This window comes from Aeromicrobium chenweiae (genome assembly GCF_003065605.1).
GTDB lineage: Bacteria > Actinomycetota > Actinomycetes > Propionibacteriales > Nocardioidaceae > Aeromicrobium > Aeromicrobium chenweiae.
This window is the reverse complement of the sequence record NZ_CP026952.1, coordinates 2,263,348-2,288,056: the sequence shown is the minus strand read 5'-3', so window position 1 is coordinate 2,288,056 and position 24,709 is coordinate 2,263,348. Positions and strand designations below refer to the sequence as shown.

General features: G+C 69.7%; 19 protein-coding genes. 16 read left to right on the top strand and 3 right to left on the bottom strand.

The annotated features are described in order from the left end of the window. Window positions 1-49: 49 nt before the first annotated feature. Complete coding sequence (locus C3E78_RS11045) at window positions 50-886, top strand: SDR family NAD(P)-dependent oxidoreductase (RefSeq protein WP_108578337.1); 837 nt, start codon at window positions 50-52, stop codon at window positions 884-886. A 6-nt stretch (window positions 887-892) separates the two neighbouring features. Here C3E78_RS11045 and C3E78_RS11040 read toward each other — a convergent pair whose 3' ends face one another. Next, window positions 893-1,882, bottom strand: a complete 990-nt coding sequence (locus C3E78_RS11040) for a YihY/virulence factor BrkB family protein (protein ID WP_159085878.1) — start codon at window positions 1,880-1,882, stop codon at window positions 893-895. Window positions 1,883-2,161: 279 nt separating this feature from the next. Here C3E78_RS11040 and C3E78_RS11035 point away from each other — a divergent pair, with 279 nt between their 5' ends. From C3E78_RS11035 to C3E78_RS11025, 3 genes are all read left to right on the top strand, one after another. Next, window positions 2,162-2,545, top strand: a complete 384-nt coding sequence (locus C3E78_RS11035) for a LysM peptidoglycan-binding domain-containing protein (RefSeq protein WP_159085877.1) — start codon at window positions 2,162-2,164, stop codon at window positions 2,543-2,545. A 93-nt stretch (window positions 2,546-2,638) separates the two neighbouring features. Next, window positions 2,639-3,319: a type 1 glutamine amidotransferase gene (locus C3E78_RS11030; protein WP_159085876.1), complete on the top strand. Its 681-nt coding sequence runs from the start codon at window positions 2,639-2,641 to the stop codon at window positions 3,317-3,319. Then, window positions 3,316-3,543, top strand: coding sequence for a hypothetical protein (locus tag C3E78_RS11025; protein ID WP_108578333.1), 228 nt, complete (start codon window positions 3,316-3,318; stop codon window positions 3,541-3,543). Before C3E78_RS11030 ends, C3E78_RS11025 begins: the two co-directional genes overlap by 4 nt. 72 nt (window positions 3,544-3,615) lie before the next feature. Here the strand turns inward: C3E78_RS11025 and C3E78_RS11020 are convergent, their stop codons facing one another. Continuing rightward, window positions 3,616-4,188 carry a Dps family protein gene (locus C3E78_RS11020; protein ID WP_108578332.1) on the bottom strand — a complete coding sequence of 191 codons (573 nt, stop codon included), beginning with the start codon at window positions 4,186-4,188 and terminating at the stop codon, window positions 3,616-3,618. 143 nt (window positions 4,189-4,331) lie between these two features. Between C3E78_RS11020 and C3E78_RS11015 the strand changes: the two genes are divergently transcribed. The 7 genes from C3E78_RS11015 to C3E78_RS10985 all read left to right on the top strand — a co-directional run bounded on the left by C3E78_RS11015 (window position 4,332) and on the right by C3E78_RS10985 (window position 13,204). Then, window positions 4,332-4,589 (top strand): GlsB/YeaQ/YmgE family stress response membrane protein, encoded by a 258-nt coding sequence (locus C3E78_RS11015; RefSeq protein ID WP_108578331.1) that lies wholly within the window; start codon window positions 4,332-4,334, stop codon window positions 4,587-4,589. 157 nt (window positions 4,590-4,746) lie between these two features. After that, entirely contained in the window at window positions 4,747-5,604 is an 858-nt protein-coding gene (locus tag C3E78_RS11010; protein WP_135804789.1) for a hypothetical protein, read from the top strand. Between the two features lie 368 nt (window positions 5,605-5,972). Further along, a complete protein-coding gene (gene nrdR, locus C3E78_RS11005; RefSeq protein WP_108578329.1) occupies window positions 5,973-6,473 on the top strand; it encodes a transcriptional regulator NrdR in 501 nt (166 codons plus the stop codon). A 114-nt stretch (window positions 6,474-6,587) separates the two neighbouring features. Further along, entirely contained in the window at window positions 6,588-9,506 is a 2,919-nt protein-coding gene (locus C3E78_RS11000) for a vitamin B12-dependent ribonucleotide reductase (RefSeq protein WP_108578328.1), read from the top strand. Window positions 9,507-9,710: 204 nt separating this feature from the next. Continuing rightward, window positions 9,711-11,072, top strand: a complete 1,362-nt coding sequence (locus tag C3E78_RS10995) for a hemolysin family protein (protein ID WP_108578327.1) — start codon at window positions 9,711-9,713, stop codon at window positions 11,070-11,072. Next, entirely contained in the window at window positions 11,069-12,109 is a 1,041-nt protein-coding gene (locus C3E78_RS10990; protein ID WP_108578326.1) for a hemolysin family protein, read from the top strand. Before C3E78_RS10995 ends, C3E78_RS10990 begins: the two co-directional genes overlap by 4 nt. 114 nt (window positions 12,110-12,223) lie before the next feature. Then, complete coding sequence (locus C3E78_RS10985) at window positions 12,224-13,204, top strand: LLM class flavin-dependent oxidoreductase (protein WP_108578325.1); 981 nt, start codon at window positions 12,224-12,226, stop codon at window positions 13,202-13,204. Between the two features lie 8 nt (window positions 13,205-13,212). On the opposite strand, the gene C3E78_RS10980 is transcribed toward C3E78_RS10985, so the two are convergent. Then, window positions 13,213-14,127: an HNH endonuclease gene (locus tag C3E78_RS10980; protein ID WP_108580857.1), complete on the bottom strand. Its 915-nt coding sequence runs from the start codon at window positions 14,125-14,127 to the stop codon at window positions 13,213-13,215. Between the two features lie 83 nt (window positions 14,128-14,210). Between C3E78_RS10980 and C3E78_RS18470 the strand changes: the two genes are divergently transcribed. From C3E78_RS18470 to recD, 5 genes are all read left to right on the top strand, one after another. Then, on the top strand, window positions 14,211-14,714 hold the full coding sequence (locus C3E78_RS18470; protein ID WP_199906803.1) for an excalibur calcium-binding domain-containing protein: 504 nt from the start codon (window positions 14,211-14,213) through the stop codon (window positions 14,712-14,714). A gap of 243 nt (window positions 14,715-14,957) precedes the next feature. Continuing rightward, window positions 14,958-16,253 carry an HNH endonuclease signature motif containing protein gene (locus C3E78_RS10970; RefSeq protein ID WP_108578324.1) on the top strand — a complete coding sequence of 432 codons (1,296 nt, stop codon included), beginning with the start codon at window positions 14,958-14,960 and terminating at the stop codon, window positions 16,251-16,253. A gap of 43 nt (window positions 16,254-16,296) precedes the next feature. Beyond that, a complete protein-coding gene (gene recC / locus C3E78_RS10965) occupies window positions 16,297-19,623 on the top strand; it encodes an exodeoxyribonuclease V subunit gamma (protein WP_108578323.1) in 3,327 nt (1,108 codons plus the stop codon). Then, window positions 19,620-22,919 (top strand): UvrD-helicase domain-containing protein, encoded by a 3,300-nt coding sequence (locus tag C3E78_RS10960; RefSeq protein WP_108578322.1) that lies wholly within the window; start codon window positions 19,620-19,622, stop codon window positions 22,917-22,919. The genes recC and C3E78_RS10960 overlap by 4 nt, the downstream gene beginning before the upstream one ends. Then, entirely contained in the window at window positions 22,916-24,709 is a 1,794-nt protein-coding gene (gene recD / locus C3E78_RS10955) for an exodeoxyribonuclease V subunit alpha (RefSeq protein WP_108578321.1), read from the top strand. Before C3E78_RS10960 ends, recD begins: the two co-directional genes overlap by 4 nt.

Below are 24,709 nucleotides of genomic sequence, written 5' to 3'. Positions count from 1 at the left end.
AACATATGTTCGATGGCGTGTCGCGGCGGCCGCCCCCTAGGTTGGGTCGGTGCACAAGACCCCCGTGAAGCCCGGCAGTCCTCGTTCAGCCGTCGTCACGGGAGGTGCGCGGGGCATCGGTCGCGCGATCGCGATCGAGCTGGTGCGCCTGGGGTACGAGGTCCTGGTCACTGACGTGGACGGGGACGGCGCGGAGCGCACTGCACGCGAGATCGGGGCGGCCGCCGGGCTGCGGCTCGACGTCACCGACCCAGCCGCCAACCGGGAGATCGCCGAGCGGGCCCGGGAGATCGCGCCCCTCGGCGCGTGGGTCTGCAACGCCGGCGTCGGAATGGACGGTGACCTCACCTCGCTGTCGGTCGAGCAGGTGCGCCTGATGGTCGACGTCAACGTCCTCGGCGTGATGTGGGGCGTACGAGCTGCGGCCGACGTGTTCCGCAACCAGTCGTCGGAGGGGATCCGGGGCGGCGAGATCGGGATCATGGCCTCGCTCAGCGCGCACGCGCCGGTGCCGGGCCTGAGCGTGTACGCCGCGACGAAGGCTGCCGTGCTGTCGCTGACCACCTCGCTGGCGTCCGAGCTGCACGCCGACCGGATCCGCGTCCACGCGCTCTGCCCGGACGGCGTCGACACCAAGATGGTCGAGGGCTTCGACGTCAACGGCGGCGCGCGCGAGATCCTCGCCGCGGGCGTCATGCTGACGCCGACCCAGGTCGCCCAGGAGCTCGTCGGGATGTTCGGGACCCGGCGGATCTACAAGACGATCCCGGTGTGGCGCGGGGCGATCGGGCGCACCGCGACGTTGTCCCCGTCGCTCGCGCTGTGGGCCGACCCGCTGCTGCGCAAGGTGGGCGCGCGCCGGCTCAAGAAGGCCGGGCTGCGCTGACCGACGTCAGTCGCGCGGGGCTCGACGGAACGGGTTGCGAAGCCGCTTGAAGACGGGCGTCTTCGTCTCGGCCGGGACGTCCTCCACCTCTTCGTCGTAGGTGATCTCGACCGGGACCTCGTCGCCGTTGGCCTCCGCGCCGCGCAGATCGGCGATCTCGGCGTCCTCGGCGACGGTCTCCGCCGTGACGACCTTCTCGCGGACCGCCTCGACGGTCGCGCCGAGCAGGATCGCGTAGAGGCCGATCCAGAGCCACAGCAGCAGCACGACGACTCCGGCGAGCGCGCCGTACGTCTTGCCGTAGCTGCCGAAGTTGTCGACGTAGAGGGAGAAGGCGAGCGACACCGCCACCCACATCAGGCTGGCCACGAGGACGCCCTTCGTCACCAGGGCGGTGTGCTCCGAGCGGTCCGGCGCGATGCGGAACAGCACGCCGATCGCGACGACGAGCGCGCCCAGCAGCAGGCCCCAGCGCAGGACCTCCAGCACGATCCGGACACCGGGGACGATGTCGATCAGGTTGAAGAACGCGGGGGCCGCCGCGACCAAGGCGATCATCACGAGGAAGAAGACGATGGCACCCACCGTGAGGCCGAGCGCCAGCAGCTTCTTCTTGAAGAAGTTCCGGTTGTCACGGATGCCGAACATCGCGTTGATCGCCGTGACCAGGTTGCCGACGCCGCCGGACGCGCTGTAGAAGGCCAGCGCCACCGCGACGACCAGTCCGAGGCCCAGCGACCCGGGTGACGTCTGGGTGAGGGAGTCGAGCTGGCCGACCACCAGCGACGCCGCGTCGGCAGGCAGTGCGTCGGTGATCTCCTTCGACTGTCGCGCCACGGTCTCGGGGGACGCCACCAGGCCGTACACGAGCACGGACGCGATCAGGGCGGGGAACAGGGACAAGAACGTGTAGAACGCCACTCCTGCCGCCAGCAGCGGTGCCTGCTGCGCGGACGCCTGCTTCCAGGCGGTGAGGATCGTGCTCTTCGCGTTCATGCGTCGAACGTAGTGGCGCCGGGGGACAGGTGCCCGCCGAGCGCGTCCTGGCCGAGCACCCCGGCAAAACGGGAGGCGACTTTTCGCTGCAATCACAGTAAGTGCGCAGGCCTGTTCGAAATTGTGTTCGACAGATGCTTCCTTTTGTCGGAGGCGGCCCCTATTGTCGTACATGTGTTCGATCGAACGCCTGTTCGTACCCATCGAATGACATCGAGAGCAGCGTTCGCTCGAACCACCAAGACCACACACCGTCTCACTTCCCCCACGGAGGCACCCATGAGCACCATCACGTTCAACCAGTTCAACGCCCGCGAGATGCGCCCGCTGCGCATCGTCCCCGCGCCGAAGCCGGCAGCCGCGCACGTCCGGCTGACCCGCCGCGGCAAGGCCGTCATCCTGGCCGCCGCCGTCATCGCCATCGCGGTGCTGGCCGTCATGTTCGGCCCGTCGTCGACAGCCACCGGCGAGGCCGGCGCACCCGAGGCCACCACCTCCGTCCGCGTCATGGCCGGCCACACGCTGTGGGAGATCGCCGCCGAGGCGAACCCCAACGGCGACATCCGCCAGACCGTGGACGACATCATCGAGCTCAACTCGCTCCCCAACGCCTCCGCCCTGCAGATGGGTTCGGAGATCGCGGTGCCGGTCTACGACAAGTAGTCCGCGCCGTCACCACGACGCAGCCCGGCGAGGTCACAAGGGAAGGTGACCACGCCGGGCTTCGTCATGTCCTGGGTGGGGGACAATGGGGTCATGCGGATTCACGTGGTCGCCGATGCGGCCGACAGGGACGGCGGCTACGTCGTCGACAGGCTCATCGAGCACGGTGGCGAGATCATCGAGCTGGACCGTGACGACCTGACGGCGTACGACGCCCTCGGCGGCAGCGACCTGATCCTGCTGCTCGGCTCGGACAAGTCCGCCCACGACGACCGGTGGATCGTGCCCGTGACGGACGAGATCAAGCTCGTCCGGTCCGCCCTCGCGAACCGGACGCCGGTGATGGGCATCTGCTACGGCGCCCAGATCATGGCGCGCGCCCTCGGCGGCACGTCGTGGCGCTCCGACCGCCCCGAGCTGGGGTGGGATCGCGTCGACACGACCGACCCGGTCCTGTGCCCGGAGGGACCGTGGGGGCAGATGCACAAGGACGTGTTCGCGCCCGGGCCGACGTCCCTGGTGCTCGGTACGTCGTGGCGTGGTCCGCAGTGCTTCATCGACGACGCCTTCGGTGCGCGGGCGATCGCGTGGCAGTTCCACCCCGAGGTGACCCCGCAGACGTACGAGCGCTGGGTCAACGACGCCTACTTCGGTGACACCGGCGAGGACCCCAAGGACCTGATCCGCCAGGCGTACGCCAACGCGCCGCGGGCCCGCAACCTCGCCAACGGCCTCACGGATGCCGCGCTGCACTACCTGGGCGTCGGCCGATGAGCCGCCCCAGCGGGTACGAGTGGACGGTGCGCGACAAGCAGGTCGTCATCTCCCACCACGGCGTCGAGGCGGCGGTGCTGCGCGGCGAGCGCGCGCACCAGTTCGTCCGCGAGGCCGAGAAGGGTGACCAGCAGCTGCTCATGGCGCGTGTCGCCGAGGGCACCTACAAGGCGCCGGGGGAGCGCCGCTCCGGTCCCAAGCCGCGTCCGCGCGGCCGCCGCTGAGTCGTTCTCAACGCCCCGGACATGACGAGACCCCGACCCAGCGTGTGGGTCGGGGTCCCGCCGTCAGGGGTTCTACTTGGTGACGTCGGCCGCCTCGTGGGCTGCCTTCGCGGCGGTCTTCTCAGACTTGGCGTTCGCGGTCGAGAGTGCACCACCGGTGCTCTCCAGATGTGCGCGCACGAACCAGTGGAACAGCTCGAGCTTGCTCAGGTGGCCCACGAGCAGATCGCCGGTGACCGGGTCGATCTCGTCAGCGGCCTCCTGCGCCTTGCGGTGGTCCTGGAGGAGGTTGATGTAGACCTCGTCGAGGGCGCCGAGGTGCTCGTTCGTCGTGGCGCGGCCGAGGGAGTAGTCCTCCCACGTGCGGCCGTTGACGATCGCGCCGGGCGTGCCGAGCGGGGAGACGCCGAGCGTCGCGATGCGCTCCGCCGTCTCGTCGACCATGGCGATGACCTCGTCCACGTGGGGATCGATCATCTCGTGGACGGCGATGAAGTGCGGGCCGACGACGTTCCAGTGCACGTGCTTCAGCGTCAGGTGCAGGTCGTTCAGCGCGTTGAGGCGCTCCTGCAGGATGCCGGCGAGCTTCTTGCCCTCAGCGTTGCTGAGGCCGGGAATCGTGAATTTCGGAGTGGAAGTAGCCATGGCAGCCGCGTACCCATCTGACGGGGTTTCACACCCGGACGCGCAGACGTGCAGATTTGCTCTGTGCCCGTTAGTGTCTTTGACCGTTGTCGCGCGCCGACGAGGCGCACCCGCGGCAACGACATCACCAGGGAGGGAACCCCATGGGAATCATCGGATTCATCATCGTCGGCCTCATCGCCGGATTCATCGCTCGCGCCGTCGTGCCCGGCAAGGACGACTTCGGCATCATCGGCACGATCGTGCTCGGCATGGTCGGCTCGCTCGTCGGTGGCTTCCTCGGCTCGCTGCTGAGCGACGGCCCGACCGACCTGACGGCAGCCGGCATCATCGGCTCGATCATCGGCGCGATCATCGCGCTCGTCGCCTACAACGCGATCACGGGTCGCAAGAAGGCCTGACCTCGCCCGTACGCGACGGACCGCTCCTCCTCTCGAGGGGCGGTCCGTCGCGCTCTCGGCGGTGTCCCGGGCAGTGAGCGGGGCTAGCAGACGGACCTCGCCGGAGGCCCCCGTGGCCGGACTCCGGTGATGTGGGGGACAGGCATAGATTGGTGATGTGGCTTTGATCGTCTGTCCCTTGTGCGTCCGTGAGGACGACGTCTTCTTGATCCGCACCCTGCCGGACGGCCGCAAGGAGGCCCGCTGCGACGACTGCGACTTCGTCTTCACGTACGGAGCACCGGTCGAGGCGCCCAAGCCGGCGCCGACCCGCTCGCGGCCCGCGGCCCGCACGCGAGCGGCGGCACCCGCCAAGCCATCCGTGCTGCCGATCGTGGTGGCGCGCAAGCAGTTCCCGACCGCCGCGGACGCCCCGTTGGAGAGCGTGCAGCAGGCGTTGCTGCGCAAGCACGAGTTCATGGCGACCGTGCCGTACACCCCCGACCCGACGGTCGCCGCGCACTGGAAGAAGTACCAGTGGGTGTTCTCCGAGTCAGGCCTGGACCGCGCAGCGAACTACGACCTGCAGCAGTTCGTGCACGACCCCACGGGCGGGAACCCGGGACCGACCACCGAGCTCGACAAGGCGTGGACGCTGATGGGCGAGCTGGAGGCGGCGCGGCACGTCCGGGCCACGATCCAGCACCTGCTGCGTGGACCCGGTGACCTCGAGGACCGGTTCACCGACCTCGCCCAGGGCACGTTCGCCCAGGCGATGCCGGGGTTCGGCCCGACGCTGCTGACCAAGACGCTCGCGGTCGCCGAGCCGTACCGGTTCCTGCCGATCCTCACCCTCGACGAGAAGCGGCAGATCGCCGAGTCCGTGTACGGCATCGAGATCCCCGCGGCCGGCGTCGGCTCCTGGACGGTCGGTCGCCTGGCCGTGTGGACGAACGACCTGCTGCTCGAGCTGGCCGGCGACTTCGACGACCTGTTCCAGGCCGCGCAGTTCCTGCGCTGGGCCGCGACCCAGTAGCTGCGTCAGCGACGCGTCCTGGTGCCGTCCCCACGGCGCCAGGAACGGCTTCGCCGACCCCTGCGAGCGGCCCGTCAGCGGTGTCGCGACACGCCCGTTTCCTGTGACTGGTGTGACTCGCACTACCTCTGACCTGCGCAGTTGCCGGGACGCCGGGACATACCCCAGAAATGTCACCGCTGTTTGCCAGAGTCGATTGCATGCGTCGTACCCGCGGCGTATGGTTACCACTACATCTAGTACTTACACCGATGTAGTTCTCCACATGTTGGTCCACAGATGTCGCCCTCGGTGCACAGGTTGAGCGTCGAGTGCACAGGTCGGTCCACAGTTTCGTCCCCAAGGAAGCCACCGGAAGGAGCGCCTTCATGCACTGCCCGTTCTGCAAGAACACCGACACGAAGGTGCTCGACAGCCGCGTGGCCGACGAGGGTGGCGCCATCCGGCGTCGCCGCGTCTGCGCGGAGTGCGAGAAGCGCTTCACCACGATCGAGCAGATGCAGCTCATGATCGCCAAGCGGTCCGGTGCCACCGAGCCGTTCGTCCGTGACAAGGCCATCGCCGGCGTCGCCAAGGCATGCAAGGGTCGCCCGGTCTCGGCCGACGACCTGGCGCGCCTCGGCCAGCAGGTCGAGGACGCGTTGCGCGATCGAGGCGCCGCGGAGATCCCGGCCCACGAGGTGGGACTGGCCATCCTCGAGCCGCTCAAGGCGCTCGACGAGGTCGCCTACCTGCGGTTCGCCAGCGTCTACAAGTCGTTCGAGTCGGTCGACGACTTCGCCGCCGAGATCGCGACCTTGATGGTCGCGGCGGCCGACGGCGAGCTGGCCGAGGAGTCACGCGACTCCACCCACAAGCACGACGGCTGAACGAAACATCCAGCCACCCGGGGTTGTTGAACCAAGTGACCCCGCTGCACGTCCGAACGTCTGAAAACACCCGGCAACACAGCACGTACACCCACCGCACACACAGGAGCATCCATGACGGAAACGGTCAGCGGCCCCACGGGGTCCTCTCGCAAGGCTGGCGCCAAGACTTCGGGCAAGGGCCTGAAGATCGAGCGCGTCTTCACCACGCCGGGGGTGCACCCGTACGACGCCGTGACCTGGGAGCGTCGCGACGTCGTCCAGACCAACTGGAAGACCGGCGAGAACGTCTTCGAGCAGCGCGGTGTGGAGTTCCCCGACTTCTGGAGCGTCAACGCCTCCACGATCGTCACCACCAAGTACTTCCGCGGCGCCGTCGGCAGCCCCGAGCGTGAGCAGAGCCTCAAGCAGCTGCTCGACCGCGTCGTCCTGACGTACGTCGCCGCCGGCAAGGAGCACGGCTACTTCGCGAGCGACGCGGACGCCGAGCTCTTCGAGCACGAGTTGACGCACATGCTCCTGCACCAGGTCTTCAGCTTCAACAGCCCGGTGTGGTTCAACGTGGGCACGTCCAGCCCCCAGCAGGTCAGCGCCTGCTTCATCCTCGCGGTGGATGACTCGATGGACTCGATCCTCAACTGGTACAAGGAAGAGGGTCTGATCTTCAAGGGTGGATCCGGCGCCGGCCTCAACCTGTCGCGCATCCGCTCGTCCAAGGAGCTGCTCCGCTCCTCGGGTGGCACCGCGTCCGGTCCGGTCTCCTTCATGCGCGGTGCGGACGCGTCCGCGGGCACCATCAAGTCCGGCGGCGCCACGCGTCGTGCGGCCAAGATGGTCGTCCTGGACGTCGACCACCCGGACATCGAGGAGTTCGTGGCGACCAAGGCCCGCGAGGAGGACAAGATCCGTGTCCTGCGCGACGCCGGCTACGACATGGACCTCGGTGGCGTCGACATCACCTCGGTGCAGTACCAGAACGCCAACAACTCGATCCGCGTCAACGACGAGTTCATGCACGCGGTCGAGGAGGGCAACGAGTTCGGTCTGCGCGCCCGCACCACCGGCGAGATCATCGAGACCGTCGACGCCCGCAAGCTGTGGTCCGACATCGCGCAGGCCGCCTGGGCGTGCGCCGATCCGGGCATCCAGTACGACGGCACGATCAACGACTGGCACACCTCGCCCGAGGCCGGCCGCATCACCGCGTCGAACCCGTGCTCGGAGTACATGCACCTGGACAACTCCAGCTGCAACCTCGCCTCGCTCAACCTGCTGAAGTTCCTCAAGGACGACGGCTCGTTCGACACCGAGAAGTTCGTCAAGGCGACCGAGTTCATCATCACCGCGATGGACATCTCGATCTGCTTCGCCGACTTCCCGACCGAGGCGATCGGTGACACCACGCGTGCGTACCGCCAGCTCGGCATCGGTTTCGCCAACCTCGGCGCGCTGCTCATGGCGTCCGGCCTGGCGTACGACTCCGACGGCGGCCGCGCCCTCGCCGGTGCGATCACCTCGCTGATGACCGGTACGTCCTACCGCCGTTCGGCCGAGCTCGCCGGCGTCGTCGGCCCGTACGACGGCTTCGCCCAGAACGCCTCGGCGCACGAGCGCGTCATGCGCAAGCACCAGGCCGCCAACGACGAGATCCGCACCGTCCACGGCATGGACATCGCCGTGCACCGCGAGGCTGCCAAGCAGTGGGCCGAGAACCTGAAGATCGGCTCCAAGAACGGATGGCGCAACAGCCAGGCCTCCGTCCTGGCCCCGACCGGCACCATCGGCTTCATGATGGACTGCGACACGACCGGCATCGAGCCGGACTTCTCGCTGGTCAAGTTCAAGAAGCTCGTCGGTGGCGGCTCGATGCAGATCGTCAACCAGACGATCCCGGCTGCCCTGAAGAAACTCGGCTACACCGGCGAGACCATCGAGGCCATCGTCGAGTACATCGCCGAGAACGGTCACGTCGTCGACGCGCCCGGTCTCAAGACCGAGCACTACGAGATCTTCGACACCGCGATGGGCCAGCGCTCGATCAAGCCCATGGGCCACGTCAAGATGATGGCTGCCTGCCAGCCGTTCCTGTCCGGCGCGATCTCCAAGACGGTCAACCTGCCCGAGACCGCCACGGTCGAGGAGATCCAGGACGTCTACTTCCAGGGCTGGAAGCTCGGCCTGAAGGCGCTCGCGGTCTACCGCGACAACTGCAAGGTCGGCCAGCCGCTCTCGGACGGCAAGGAGGCCAAGTCCTCCGGCTCGACCGAGGTCAAGGAAGTCATCAAGGAAGTCATCGTCGAGAAGCCGATCCGTCGTCGCCTGCCGAAGTCGCGCCAGGCCATCACGACGTCGTTCTCCGTCGGTGGCGCCGAGGGCTACATGACCTCGGGTGCTCACGAGGACGGCTCGCTCGGCGAGATCTTCATGAAGCTGGGCAAGCAGGGCTCGACCCTGGCCGGCATGATGGACGCCTTCTCGATCGCGATCAGCATCTCGCTGCAGTACGGCGTGCCGCTGGAGACGTTCGTCAGCAAGTTCACCAACATGAAGTTCGAGCCGGCCGGTCTGACCGATGACCCGGACGTCCGCATGAGCCAGTCGATCATGGACTACACGTTCCGTCGACTCGCCCTGGACTACCTGGACTTCGACACCCGCTCGGCTCTCGGCATCTTCTCGGCCGACGAGCGTCAGCGCTACCTCGACACCGGCTCCCACCAGCCGATCTCGGCGGGCACCACCGCCGCCGAGCTCGTCGAGGAGACGGTCGAGACCATCGAGCCCAAGGTCGCCCCGGCCGCCCCGGCGGTCGCCACCGCCAAGGTCGAGACGACGTCGGTCTCCGGCGACAGCAACGAGGCAGCCAGCTCCAAGCCCGCGCCTGCGCAGGCCCACACGAGCGCCGAGCTCCTCGAGGCCATCACCGGCTCCGCGGTCGACTCGCCGCTGTGCATGACCTGCGGAACCAAGATGCGTCCCGCCGGCTCCTGCCACGTGTGCGAGGGCTGCGGAAGCACCAGCGGCTGCAGCTGATCACGTAGCTCGTCGTCCCCGGCCCGGGTGCTCCTCACGGAGTGCCCGGGCCGGGCTCGTTCGTGGGGGAGTGGGGGTGCCGACCCCCTCCGACGTTGCCGCGGTTCAGTAAACTGCGACCACTATGGATGACCCTCCCCCTGCGAGTACCTGCTCACCTCTCACACGTTCGTGTCGCGACCTGACGCTGGGAGGTGAGTGCACATGAACGAGTGGTCCATGCTGGCCATCGGTCTGGCCCTGACCGTGGGAACCGGCCTGTTCGTCGCGTCCGAGTTCGCGCTGGTCAACCTGGACCGCAACGAGCTCGAGGCCCGCCAGGAGCGGGGCGAGAAGCGACTCGGCCCCACCATCAGCGCGCTGAAGATCACCTCGACGCACCTGTCGAGCGCGCAGCTCGGCATCACGCTGACCACGCTGCTCACCGGTTACACCTTCGAGCCTGCCGTCAGCTCGCTGCTGCGCGAGCCGCTCGGTGCCGCCGGGCTCCCGGACGGTGCCGTCACTGGAGTCGGCGCCGTCGTCGGCGTCCTGCTGGCCACCCTCTTTTCGATGATCATCGGCGAGCTGGTCCCGAAGAACTTCGCCCTCGCCGTCCCGTTGGCGACGGCGAAGATCGTGGTGCCGTTCCAGATCGTGTTCACGACGGTGCTGAAACCGCTCATCCTGTTGTTCAACAACACCGCCAACGGCGTGATCCGGTCCCTGGGTGTCGAGCCGAAGGAGGAGCTGTCCGGCGCGCGCACGGCCGAGGAGCTCAGCTCGCTGGTCCGTCGTTCGGCGATGGCCGGGGTGCTGGACGACGACCACGCCACCCTGCTGGGCCGGACGCTCCGGTTCTCCCAGCGCTCCGCCGCGGACGTCCTCACGCCGCGCGTGCGGATGGTCACCGTCGACATCGACGCCACCGCGGCGGACGTCATCACGGTGGCCGGCAGCAGCGGGTACTCCCGCTTCCCGGTCATCGGCAAGGACTCCGACGACGTCCGCGGCGTCGTCCACGTCAAGCAGGCGTTCGCGGTGCCGCTGCCCGACCAGGCCACCGTGCCGGTCAGCGACCTGCTGACGACCGCGTTGCGGGTGCCGCAGTCGATGGGCGTCGACTCGCTCCTGGGGGTCCTGCGTACCCAGAGCTACCAGATCGCGATCGTCCTGGACGAGTTCGGCGGCACCGAGGGCGTCGTCACGCTCGAGGACCTGGTCGAGGAGCTCGTCGGCGAGCTCGAGGACGAGTACGACCGCCCCCGCAGCGAGGTCCGCCGGACCGGACGCACCGTGGTCTTCGACGCTGCCCTGCGACCCGACGAGGTGCTCGACCGCGCCGGCGTCCGGGTCCCCGAAGGCGGCGACTACGACACGGTCGGCGGCTTCGTCACCGACTCGCTCGACCGGGTCGCCGAGCTGGGCGACGAGGTGCCGACGCAGGACGGCGTCCTGCGCGTCGAGCGGGTGAACGGCGGTCGCATCGAGCGGCTCCGGTTCGTCCCCGAGGAGGTCGAGGCCGACCTGGCACCGGCCGGGACGCACGACCAGATCGTCGAGCAGCTGCGTGAGGACCTTTCATGAGCGAGTACCTTCCCGGAGTCATCTGGCTCGTCGTCCTGCTGGCCGGCAACGCGTTCTTCGTGGGCGCCGAGTTCGCGGTCATCTCCGCACGTCGCTCCCAGATCGAGCCCAAGGCCGAGGCGGGCAGCAAGGCCGCCAAGACCACGTTGTGGGCGATGGAGCACGCAACGCTGATGTTGGCTACGAGCCAGCTCGGCATCACGGTGTGCTCGTTGCTCATCCTGAACGTGTCCGAGCCGGCCATCCATCACCTGCTGGAGATCCCGCTGGGCGTCACGTCCCTGTCCGCGGAGTCGATCAGCGTCATCGCGTTCATCGTGGCGCTCGCACTGGTGACGTTCCTGCACGTCGTGTTCGGCGAGATGGTGCCCAAGAACCTGTCGTTCTCGGTCCCGGACCGGGCCGCGCTGATCCTGGCTCCGCCGCTGGTCATGGTCTCGCGGTTCTTCAAGCCGGTGATCTGGTCGCTGAACGCCGTAGCGAACGGCGTCCTGCGCCTGTTCAAGGTCGAGCCGAAGGACGAGGCGAGCAGCACGTTCACCCTCGACGAGGTCGCCAACATCGTCGAGCAGTCGACCCGCGAGGGCGTCCTGGACGACACGTCCGGCACGCTGACGGCCGCGTTCGAGTTCAGCGCCAAGAAGGTCGCCGACGTCGAGGTGCCGATGGCCGACATGGTCGTCCTGCCGATCGGCGCGACACCCGCTGACGTGCAGCACGCGGTCGCCGAGCACGGGTTCTCCCGTTACGTCGTGGCCGGCACCGACCACGAGCTGATCGGCTACCTGCACCTCAAGGACGTCATGGACCTGAGCTCGGGCGACGCGTTCACGTCCCCGGTGCCGGTCAAGCGCATCCGGCGGCTGACGTCCACGTTCCGCGAGGTGGACCTCGAGGACGCCCTGGCGCTCATGCGGCGCACGGGAGGCCACGTGGCGAGGTCGCTCGACCAGGACGGGGCCACGACGGGTGTCCTCTTCCTCGAGGACATCATCGAGGAGCTCGTCGGCGAGGTGCAGGACGCCGCCAGCATGTGACGCGCGACGAGACATTCGTAACGGGGCGTCCGGGATGACATTTACGGTCCGGACAGTTGTCCTTGTGTAGAAGGCGGCGCTGAATGCCGTCGGCTCGTCGACGAAGGGTGTTTCATGTCTGTGCCGGTTTCGATCCTTGACCTTGCGACCGTTGCTCGCGACCAGACGGTGGCCGAGTCGCTCGCCGGCACGGTGGCGCTGGCCCGGACCGCGGAGCAGACCGGCTACAAGCGGGTCTGGTACGCCGAGCACCACAACATGGCCGCGATCGCCTCGTCGGCCACCTCGGTGCTGATCGCCCACGTCGCCGCCCACACCAGCAGCATCCGGCTCGGCGCCGGGGGAGTGATGCTCCCGAACCACTCGCCGCTGACGATCGCGGAGCAGTTCGGCACGCTCGAGACGCTCCACCCTGGGCGGATCGACCTCGGCCTGGGCCGCGCGCCGGGCAGCGACCAGAACACGATGCACGCGCTGCGCCGCAACGCCACCTCGTCGGACACGTTCCCCGAGGACGTCCTCGAGCTGCAGGGCTACCTGCGCGGCGAGTCGCGGATCCCGGACGTCACGGCGTACCCGGGCAACGGCACCAACGTCCCGCTCTACATCCTCGGCTCCTCGCTGTACGGCGCCGGCCTCGCAGCGGCGCTGGGCCTGCCGTACGCGTTCGCGTCCCACTTCGCCCCGGCCGCCCTGCACGACGCGATCGCGCTGTACCGCCGCGAGTTCAAGCCGTCCGAGCAGCTCGACAAGCCGTACGTCATGGCGGCCTTCAACGTGATCGCGTCGGACGACCAGGCCGACGCCGAGCGCCAGCAGGTCGAAGTCGCGCGCAGCCGCGTGGCCCTGCTCGTACGCCCCGGCACCAAGTACACCGACGAGCAGGCCGACCAGGTGCTCGCGTCCCCGCAGGGCCAGCACCTGCGCGAGATGATGACCTACAGCGCCGCCGGCACCCCCGACGTCGTCCAGAAGCTGGTCACCGAGTTCGCCGAGCAGACCAAGGCCGACGAACTCATCGTCGCCCACCAGAGCCCGCGGGTGGAGGAGCGTCTGCGGTCGGCCGAGTTGTTCGCTGACGTGTTCATGGGCTGAGCGGTGGATTAGCTGGCGAGGAACTCGTCGTAGCGAGTTGCCAGCCGCTCGCGGTCAGGCTGGTCGGCACGGCGCGCAGGGATCGTCAGCGGCCGCTTGTCCATCTCCTGGATACCGTGCTTCAACATGGGACCGTCCACTTCCTCGAGCAGATCTCGGTTGACGTGCACCGTGTAGTCCGGCGAGATGCCTAGCATGTTTGAGTCGTACGACGCGTGGTGAATCTTGCACAGCGTGAGCCCGTTCGTCACCACGGGATCGCCGCGGTCCTCGCGGTCGCCGATGATGTGTGCCGCGTCCAGCAGCCGTCCGTGCTTGAGCAGGCAGACTGCGCACCGCGTGTCATACGCCAGCAGCACTTTGGCCCTGAACTCTGGTTGGTGAAGTCGCTGCTGTGTCAGCCGAGAGATGTAACGGCGCTCAGTTGGTGTGGGGTTCGAAGGGTCAGAGAGCGACCGCAGGCTCTCGTCGAGCCCGAGGAGGAAGTGGCGTTCCTCGAATCTGTCGGCGATGACGTACACAGGGAAAAGTGGCAGGAACTCCCTGGCGCCAACCTTCCGGAGCAGAATGATCGGCAAACTGAGTTCATATGCGCGCCTGAGTTTGCGGTTATCTCCGTCTGTCGTTCCGGCGCGGTAGTCGTACCGGAACACTGAGCCATCGAGAGCAGCGTCGTCGTACGGCCCAGATGGGGTGGATAAGACCGACAACGTGGCCTGCAGATCACGAGGGTTCCAGATGCCGCGGGACTGATCGATGAGGCGCCGGGTTTCGAATCCGATGTCAAGACTGGAGAGTTGTGCGCGCGTCACGGTTCCGGCATCCGACGTGACTTCCGACAACGCATTCATGATCAGGCGACGAAGTTCAAGCTCGCGCAGACTGTCTGTCACGAAGGTCAGCTTCTCACGCGGAAAGGTCATCAACCCGCGCATTCTCGCGAAACAGTCCATGACGCCGGGCTCCGCAGTACCTTCGATTAGCGCGAGATCACCGGAGGGTCGAGATGACTAACTGGACTACTAAACCCAAGATCGCCGCCGCTTCGGGGCTGTTGGGACTGTTCGTCGGTATAGGGACTGGGGGCGGACAATCAGACGAAGACGCCGTTGCAAAGGCTCAAGATGAGTCACGTGCTCTGGCCCAGAAAGCGGAAGCGCGGGCAGACGCCCGCGTTGAGCGGGCCGACGCCCAGGTTGAGGCGGCGACTGCGAAGGCAGGCGAGGCCGACCAAGCGGCGATAGACCTCGCCGTGGAAACAGCTGTGGCGGCTGAAAAGGCGAAGCGCAATCGCCTCGTCCAGGCTGCAGTCGCGAAGGCGGTCAAGAAGGCGAAGGCATCCGCGCCGAAACCTGCGGCACCCGCCGAGGACAAGACCGAGTCGACAGATCCCCGGTTCGATACCTGCGGAGAGGCAAACGCAGCAGGCTACGGGAACTACCGGCAGGGCACCGACCCGGAGTATGACTGGTATCAGGACCGCGATAACGACGGCTCAGTGTGCGAGTAGACCTCGCCGGCCACTTTGTGGTTACGGGTCGAGCAGGTCTGAGGTCCATCGTTGGGTCAGAACGTGATCAGCTCGTGTGCCGGCCGCAACGATCCTAGGGTGGCGCGGGTCCACCGAGCCCTGTCCGAGGACGGGCCTAGGCCCGGAGCGACAGTTTCGCGACTTCGAAGTTCACTGAAATTGCAGGAAAAAATATCGGTCGATTACTTGACTGCGACGCCACATCTTGGTTAACTAGAACACATGTTCGAACAGTCGATGCGGGTCACTGGCGAGGCACTCGATGCCGTCCGCCTCGACGCGTACGACGCGATGACGCCGGCCGAGCAGATCGCCGCGTGCGAGTCGTTGGCGCGGCTCGAGGCGAGGGTCAAGGCGCACCAGCTAGCAGCCGCCGCAGCCGCCGACCGGTCGAAAGCGGCGTCCACGGTGGGTGCGACGTCGACCGGGGCGATGCTGGCCGGTGCGTTCGGCGGTGACCCTCTCGCAGCAGGGCGGCTGGTGAAGCAGGCTAAGAAGATCGAGTCCGTGTCCGCCACCAAGGATGCGCTGGCCAAGGGCGAGGTGACACTGGCGCAGGCCGAGCTGATCGCCGACAAGCTCAAGGCGTTGCCGAGTGAGCCGTCCCCGGCGCAGCGCGAAGGCTGCGAGACCCAGCTGCTGGACGATGCCAAGAAGATGTCGCTCAAGGACCTCAGCCGCAGGGCCGACCGGATCACAGAGACGTTCGCACCCGACGACGTCGACGCCCACGAGGACGAGACGATCCGCAACCGCGAGACCGAGGCGCTGAAGAAGTCGTACTTCTGGATGGCAGACCGCAAGGACGGCACCTACAAGGGCGAGTTCGTGATCCCCGAGGCGCAGGGCGAGATGCTCAAGAACTGCCTCGAGGCCCTGAACGCCCCGCAGGTCAAGAAGGCCGAGGACGACCCCGCGCTGGCTGTGCTGGACGACAAACCGTCGTACGGCCAGCAGATGGCCGTCGCATTCATGACGCTGATCGAGCACCTGCCCGGCGACAAGCTGCCCGACGTGGCCGGCGTGGGCGTCACCGTCACGGTCAACATCGACCTCAAGAGCCTCATCGACGGCATCAAGGCCGGCACCCTGTCCACCGGCTGCCGCATCTCGGCCACCGAGGTCAGGCGCTTGGCTTGCGAGCAGGGGCTTCTCCCCATGGTGTTCAACGGCAAGCCGCTGCCGGTCGACTGCGGACGCGAGCAGCGGCTGTTCAACCGGGCCCAGCGGCGTGCCGCCGAGCGGCGCGACCGTGGCTGCACCTTTCCCGGCTGCGACCGGCCGCCGGCCTGGTGCGTCGGTCACCACGCCCGCAAGCGCTGGGCCGACGGAGGGGCGACCGATCTGAAGGACATCGTCCTCATCTGCGCGCACCATCACCGGGTCGTGCACGCGCAGGACTGGGACATCGAGTTCGCCAGTGACGGCTATCCCGACTACATCCCTCCCGCGTCGCTGGACCCCCGTCGCAGGCCCCTGCGCAACAGCAGATTCAGAGCCGACGTCGCGGCGGCATGAGGATGGCCGACGTCATGTCACGCCCGGGACATAGGCTCAGGGCGTGACCTTCCACGTCCACCGCGCCGAGCGGCTCGACACGCTCGTCGGCGGGCTCGCCGAGCTGCTCGCGGAGCCGCTGCCCGATCCGTTCGCGGAGGAGATCGTCGTCGTCCCCGCCCGCGGCGTGGAGCGGTGGCTGGCCCAGCAGCTGGGGCACCGGCTCGGTGTGAGCACCGGACGCCAGGACGGCGTGTGCGCCGGCATCCGGTTCGCGTCGCCGCACTCCTTGGTCGCCGAGCTGCTCGGCATCGTCGACGAGGACCCGTGGGACCCCGACCGGCTCGTCTGGCCGCTGCTCGACATCATCGACGCGTCCATGGGGGAGCCGTGGTGCCGGGCGCTCTCGCGCCACCTCGGCCACGAGCACACCGGCGTCGAGCGCGAGCTGCGGCAGAACCGTCGCTACGGCGTCGCCCGCCGTCTCGCCGGGCTGTTCGCCTCGTACGCCGTGCAGCGTCCGGAGCTGATCACCGCCTGGAACGAGGGACGCGACGACGACGGCGCGGGCACACCGCTCGAGCCGGACGTGCGCTGGCAGGCCGAGCTGTGGCGCAGGCTCACCGCAACGATCGACGCGCCGACCCCGGACGTACGACTCGCCGAGACCGTCGAGGGCCTCGTCGAGCGCCCCGAGACGTACGACCTGCCGTCCCGTGTCTCCCTGCTCGGCCACACGCGCCTGTCTGCGGGGGAGGTGCGCCTGCTCGACGCGCTAGCGCAGCACCGCGACGTCCACCTGTGGCTGCCGCACCCGTCGCCCGCCCTGTGGGACTCGCTGACGGATTCGGCCGGGGCGGCGCGCCGCAGCGATGATCCCGCGCCCACCGACGCACCCAACCCGCTGCTCATCTCGCTGGGGCGGGACGTCCGCGAGGTGCAGCGCACGCTGCAAGGGCTGGACGGGGTGCAGCACGAGCACCTGCCGGCCACCCGCGCACTTCCGCAGACCCTGCTCGGCTGGCTCCAGGACGACATCGTCCACGACCGGAGCGGCGGAGCCGAGCGGGTGCTGACCGACGCCGACCGGAGCGTCCAGATCCACGCGTGCCACGGCAAGGCGCGCCAGATCGACGTGCTGCGCGAGGTGCTCGTCGGCCTGCTCGAGGACGACCCGACACTCGAGCCGCGCGACATCCTCGTGATGTGCCCGGACATCGACACGTACGCCCCGCTGATCAGTGCTGCGTTCGGGCTCGCCGGGGTCGTCGAGGGCGGCCACCCGGCGCACGAGCTGCGGGTACGCCTGGCCGACCGCGGCACCGCTGACGTCAACCCGCTCGCCGGCGTCGCCCGGTCGGTGCTCGACCTGGCGACGAAGGGACGCATCACCGCGACCGAGGTCCTCGACTTCGTCGCGATGGCGCCGGTCCGTCACCGGTTCGCGCTGTCGGACGACGACCTGGAGCGGGTCACCCGCTGGGTCGAGCGTTCCGGTGTGCGGTGGGCCTTCGACGGCGCGCACCGAGCGTCATTCGGCCTGGAGGACCTCAAGGCCAACACCTGGCAGTTCGGTCTCGACCGCGTGCTCCTCGGCGGCGCGGTGGCCGAGCACCGCGGTCGCTGGATCGACACGGTCCTGCCGCTCGACGACGTCAGCAGCGGCGACCTCGACCTCGCGGGACGCTTCGCCGAGCTCATGCACCGCCTGCGCACGACGGTCGACCGCATGATGACCGAGCAGTCGCTGCCGGTCTGGGTGCAGACCCTCACCGAGGGCGTCACCTCGCTCGCCTCGACGAGCATGCGCGACAGCTGGCAGCTGTCCCAGCTCGAGCGCGAGCTCGCCCGGATCGCCGAGAGCGGCACCGACTCCACCACGCCGCTGCGGCTCGCCGAGGTCAGCGACATGCTGGCCGGGCGCCTGGGCTCGCGGCCCACCCGGTCGAGCTTCCGCACCGGCACCCTGACCGTCTGCACGATGGTGCCGATGCGATCGGTCCCGCACCGGGTCGTGTGCATGATCGGCCTGGACGACGGCGAGTTCCCCCGCGTCGGCGCGGTGCACGGCGACGACGTCCTGGCCCGCGACCCGATGACGGGGGAGCGCGACGTCCGCACGGAGGACCGCCAGCTCCTGCTCGACGCGGTCATGGCCGCCACCGAGACGCTCGTCATCACCTACACCGGCGCGGACGAGCGCACGGGCCAGCCCCGCCCGCCCGCCGTCCCGCTGGGTGAGCTCGTCGACCAGCTCGACCGCACCGCCGACCAGGAGGACGTGCGCGAGCGGGTCGTCGTGCACCACCCGCTGCAGCCCTTCGACCGGCGCAACGTGCTGCCCGACGCACTGGTGCCGGGCCGGCCGTTCAGCTTCGACCCCGCCGCTCTCGCCGGCGCCCGGGCCACCGTCGTCGCGCGGCCGGACGCCCCCGCGCCGTTCCTGCCGGGTCGGCTCGACCCGCCACCGAACGACGACGTGTCCCTGCGCGATCTGGCCGACTTCCTGGCGCACCCGGTCAAGGCGTTCCTGCGCCAGCGGCTCGACGTCGGCGTGCTCAGCGAGATCGACCCCGTGGCCGACGAGGTCCCCATCGAGCTGGACGCCCTGCAGAAGTGGTCGGTCGGCGACCGGGTGCTGCGCGATGCGCTGTCCGGCGCCGACCCCAACGAGGCGCGGCAGGCCGAGTACCGGCGCGGCATCATCCCGCCTGGCCAGATCGGCCGCCAGCTGCTCGACGAGGTCGTCGGCGCCGTGACGCCGCTGGTGCAGCGCACCACCGAGCTGCGCAGCGGTGCGGCCCGCTCGGTCGACATCGACGTCCTGCTGGACGACGGCCGGCGCGTGGTCGGCAGCGTCACCGACGTCCACGGCGACCACGTCGTCGCGGTGACCTACTCCAGCCTCGCCGCCAAGCATCGGGTCGCGTCCTGGCTCAACCTGCTCGCCCTGGCGTCCTCGGAGCCGGACGTGCCCTGGGTCGCCCACGCAATCGGTCGCTACCGCAAGATGGGCCGGCACGCCGAGATCGGGCCCATCAACGAGCTCGCCCGCCAGCACCTCGCCGACCTCGTCGCCCTGCGCGACCTCGGCCTCTGCGAGCCGTTGCCGCTGCCGTTGAAGACCTCGCTGGCGTACGCCGAGCAGCGCAAGCACTTCACCCACTCCGACGCCCTCGAGGCGGCGCGCAAGGAGTGGGACGAGCGCAGCTTCGGCAACAACCAGACCATCCCCGGCGACAGCAACGACGCCCACCACGGCGTCGTGTGGGGCCTGGGCGCCCCGCTGGAGACGCTGCTCGACGCCGACGACGCGAGCGCCACGTTCGCGGTGCTGGCGCAACGCCTCTGGGACCCGATGCTCCAGTTCGAGAGGGTGGACGTGCTGTGAGGGCGTTCAGCATCCGCGACCCGCTGCCGCAGGGCACCACGCTGCTCGAGGCCAGCGCCGGCACCGGCAAGACCTGGACCGTCGGTGCCCTCGTCACCCGGTACGTCGCCGAGGGCGTCGCGTCGCTCGACGAGCTGCTGATCATCACGTTCGGCCGAGCGGCCAGCCGTGAGCTGCGCGAACGCGTCCGCGAGCAGCTCGTCGAGGCCGAGCGCAAGCTCGCCGACCCGGTGACCGCGAAGGGAGACCGCAACGAGGTCATCGCCCTGTTGGTGGAGGGCAGCGACGAGGTCGTGGCCGCGCGCCGGCAGCGGCTGCGGGCCGCGCTGGCCGACTTCGACGGCGCGACCATCGCCACGACCCACCAGTTCTGTCAGCTGGTCCTGCGCAGCCTCGGCACCGCGGGTGACGCGGACGCGAACGCCGAGCTCGTCGAGAGCCTGGACGACGTGCTCGTGCAGGTCGTGGACGACCTCTACCTGCAGCGGTTCCGCAACGCCGACCCCGCCCCGTTCTCCATCGGGGACGCCCTCTCGCTCGCACGCAGCGTCGTGGGCGACCCGCAGGCGCGGCTGCTGCCCGACGAGGCCGATCCGTCCACGCTCGCGGGCACCCGTGTCGGCTTCGCCCTCGCCGTCCGCGACGAGCTCGACCGCCGCAAGCGGGCGCTCGGGCTGCTCGGCTACGACGACCTGCTCAGCCGCCTCGCCGTCGCGCTCGAGGGCGACGACGCCCCGGCCCGCGACCAGATGCGCCGCCGGTGGAAGGTCGTCCTGGTCGACGAGTTCCAGGACACCGACCCGGTCCAGTGGCAGGTGCTCGAGCGAGCCTTCGGCGGGCACGCGACGCTCGTGCTGATCGGCGACCCCAAGCAGGCGATCTACGCGTTCCGCGGGGGAGACGTCGTGACCTACCTCGACGCTGCCGGCACCGCTGCGGAGCAGGCCACGCTGTCGACCAACTGGCGCAGCGATGCGGCCCTGGTGACGTCGCTGCTCGTCCCCTTCGAGGGCGCTGCACTCGGCGACGAGCGGATCGTCGTCCACCCGGTCGGCGCCGACCAGCAGGGCAGTCGATTGACCGGCGACACCCCGACCGACCCGTTCCGCCTGCGCGTGCTGACCCGGTACGACGTCGGCGCCGCGCCGACGGCCAAGATCAGCGCGCCCGCGGCCCGCAACCTGATCGCCGAGGACCTCGCCGGCGACATCACCGCCGCGCTCGCGGGCGGCACCCGGTTCGACGGTCGTCCGCTGACCGCCGGCGACATCGCGGTGCTGGTCTACTCCCACCCGCAGGCCGGTCACGTCCAGCGCGTGCTCGCCGAGCACGGGGTCGCGGCCGTCCTCGCAGGCGGCACGAACGTCTTCCGCAGCGCCGCCGGCGATGCCTGGCTCACGCTCCTGGAGGCGATGGAGCGTCCGCAGAGCAGCGCCCGCGTCCGGGCTGCGGGACTGACCGACTTCATGGGTCACTCCGCCGCCGAGCTCGCGGCCTCCGGCGACGCGCTCACCGACGAGCTGGCGACCCGCGTCCGGGAGCAGGCCGACCTGCTGCGCGACCGGGGCATCGCGGCGGTGTTCGAGGCGACGTCCGGCCAGGGCGAGCTGGCCCGCCGGGTCCTGCAGCGTCCCGACGGCCGGCGCCGGATGACCGATCTGCGGCACATCGCCCAGGCCCTGCACGAGGCAGCGGAGGTCGAGCGCCTCGGCCCCGGCGCGATGCTCGCCTGGCTGCGGGCCCAGCGCGACGACGCGTCCGCCGGGTCCACCGAGCGCACGCGCCGCCTCGACAGTGACGCCGCGGCGGTGCAGATCGTCACGGTGCACGCGAGCAAGGGCCTGCAGTACCCGGTCGTCTACCTCCCGTTCCTGTTCGACCGTTGGATCCCGCCGGTCGACGTGCCGCGCTTCCACGCCGGCACCGAACGTGTGCTCGACATCGGCGGCAAGGGCAGCAACACGTTCTCGGCGAGCGAACGCACCGCCAAGGCCGAGGACTGCGCCGAGCAGCTGCGCCTCCTGTACGTCGCGGCGACCCGCGCGCAGTCGCAGGTCGTCGCGTGGTGGGCGCCGAGCACGAACGCCCACCACTCGGCGCTGACCCGGCTGCTGTTCGGCCGCAAGCATCTCGAGGCGGCCGTGCCGGACGTTGCGGTGGCCCCGAGCGACGAGGAGGCGCTGCAGCGGCTGAAGGAGTGGGAGTCCCTCGGCGGCCCCGTCGTCGAGCGCGCGGCACCGCGCGGACGGACGCCGCTGGTCGCGCAGGAGCCCGTCGGAGACCTGGCCATCCGGTCGTTCGACCGGGTCGTCGACACCACCTGGCGCCGTACGTCGTACACCGGGCTGACCCGTGACGACCACGCGGTACCGACGGTCGACAGCGAGGTGCCCGACATCGGCACGACCGACGAGGAGGCCGAGGAGGTCGTCCTGCCCGTCGTGCCGTCACCGGGCGCGTCCGTGCCGTCACCGATGGCCGACCTGCCGATGGGAGCCGCGTTCGGCAGCCTCGTCCACGGCGTCCTCGAACAGCTCGACGTGACCACTCCCGACCTGCGCGAGGAGCTGCTCGGCCGGGTGAGGCACGAGCTCGCCTACTGGGGCGTCGACGCCGACCCCGACGAGCTGGCCGACGCGCTCGTGGCGGTCTGCCGTACGCCGCTGGGCCCGCTCGCCGACGACCTCACGCTCGAGACGCTGCTGGCCACCCGGCAGCTGCGCGAGCTCGATTTCGAGCTGCCGCTGGCCGGCGGTGACAACGCCGACGCGCGCGCCGCAGCGGACGAGCCGCGCCTCGGCGACATCGCTTTGTTGCTCGAGCAGCACCTCGCCACCGACGACCCCATGCGCGCCTTCGCCGACCGGCTGCGGTCGCCGGGCCTGGCCGGTCAGGGCCTGCGCGGCTATCTGTCCGGCTCGATCGACCTCACCCTGCGACTGCCCGACGGCCGCGTCCTGGTCGTGGACTACAAGACCAACTGGCTGGGTGACTTCCGCGAGCCGCTGACCCTCGACGGCTACAGCCCCACGGGGCTCGCCGCCGCGATGAACTCGGGGACCTATCCGCTGCAGTCACTGCTCTACTCTGTCGTCATCCACCGCTACCTGCGCTGGCGGCAGCCGGGCTACGACCCGCAGCGGCACCTCGGCGGCATCCTCTACCTGTACGTCCGCGGCATGGCCGGGCCCGAGACGCCCCGCGACGGCGACCATCCGTACGGCGTGTTCGCCTGGCACCCGCCCGCGGCACTCGTCGAGGCGCTGTCGGACCTGATGGACGGAGCCGCCCGATGACCGAGACGCTGACCTTCGACGACCCGCGCGACCGGCGCATCGCGCTCGGGGCGACCGGCCTGCTCGCGGACTTCAACCGTCCCGAGCTCCTGGCGGCGTCTGACATCCGCATCGCCGAGCGGGTCGCCGAGCTGGTGCACGAGACCTCCGAGACCGTGCGGCTCGCCCTGGCGCTGGCCATCCGCTCCGTCCGCAACGGCTCGACCTGCATCGACCTTGCCGAGCTGGTCACCGACCTGCGCAGCGAGGACGACGAGCTGCCCTGGCCCGATCCCGAGACCTGGCACGCCGAGGTGGTGGCCAGCCCGCTGGTCGACGCCGACGTCCCGGTGATGCGCGCGGAGGGTCGACTGCTCTACCTCGACCGCTACTTCGAGCTCGAGGTCGACCTCTGCCGCGACCTCCTCGACCGCGGCGAGCGCCCGCCGCCGGAGCCGGACGAGACGCTGCTGCAGGCCGATCTCGCCCGGCTGTTCCCCGGCGAGGGGTACGCCGAGCAGCGAGCCGCCGGTGAGCGGGCCGCGCGCGGCTGGACGTCGGTGCTCACCGGCGGGCCGGGCACCGGCAAGACCACGGCGCTCGCGCGGCTGCTGGCCGTGCTCGCGTCCCAGGCGACCGCGGCCGGACGACCGCCGCTGCGGGTGGCCCTCGCGGCGCCGACCGGCAAGGCCGCCGCGCGGATGAAGGAGGCCGTCGCGGCCGTCGCCGATGCCGAGGGATTCACCGACGACGAGCGGACCTGGCTGAAGGCGCTGACGGCGTCCACGATGCACCGGCTGCTGGGCTTCCGGCCCGACAACGGCACCCGGTTCCGGCACGACCGGCGCCGGCACCTGCCGCACGACGTCGTCGTGGTCGACGAGAGCTCGATGGTCTCGCTCACGCTGATGGCCCGGCTGGTCGAGGCCGTCCGCCCCGACAGCCGGCTGATCCTGGTCGGCGACCCGCACCAGCTGGCGTCCATCGAGGCCGGCACCGTCCTGCGCGACCTCGCCGCCGGCTGGGGGAGCGGGCCGTCGTCCCCGGTGTCGCACCTGGAGTCCGGACACCGCTTCGGCGGGGCGATCAAGGACCTGGCGCTCGCGGTGCGTGACGGCGACGCGGACACCGCGATCGAGATCCTGCGCGCCGGGCACGACGCGGTGCGTCTCGTCCCGGGTGACGACGGGCTGGCCGAGACGATCCGCGCGCTCGTGCTGCCGGACGCCCAGGCGATGCTGACCGCCGCCCAGGAGGGCCGGGTCGAGGAGGCACTGCGGGTGCTCGACGGGCACCGGCTGCTCTGTGCGCATCGCGAGGGCCCGTACGGCGCGACGACCTGGAACGACCAGGTGGAACGCTGGCTCGACACCGACGCCGGCTACACGCTCGGGCGTCCCTGGTACCCCGGCCGGCCGGTGCTGGTGACCGAGAACGACCGCGGTCTGCGGCTCTACAACGGCGACACGGGCATCACGGTCCCCGCCGGAGACGGCCTGGCCGTGGTCATCGCCGACGAGGAGCGTCGCCGGTTCGCGCCGTCCCGGCTCGGCACGGTGCACACGGCGTACGCGATGACCGTGCACCGCAGCCAGGGCAGCCAGTTCGACCGGGTGTCGGTGCTGCTGCCCGACGACGAGTCGCGGCTGCTGACCCGCGAGCTGCTCTACACCGCCCTGACCCGCGCCAAGGAGTCGCTGACACTGATCGGGTCCGAGGACGCGGTACGGGCAGCGATCGACACCCGGGTGCTGCGGGCGAGCGGCCTGGCCGAGCGGCTGGCCCGGGCCCTGGAGTCGTCCGGCGCCTGA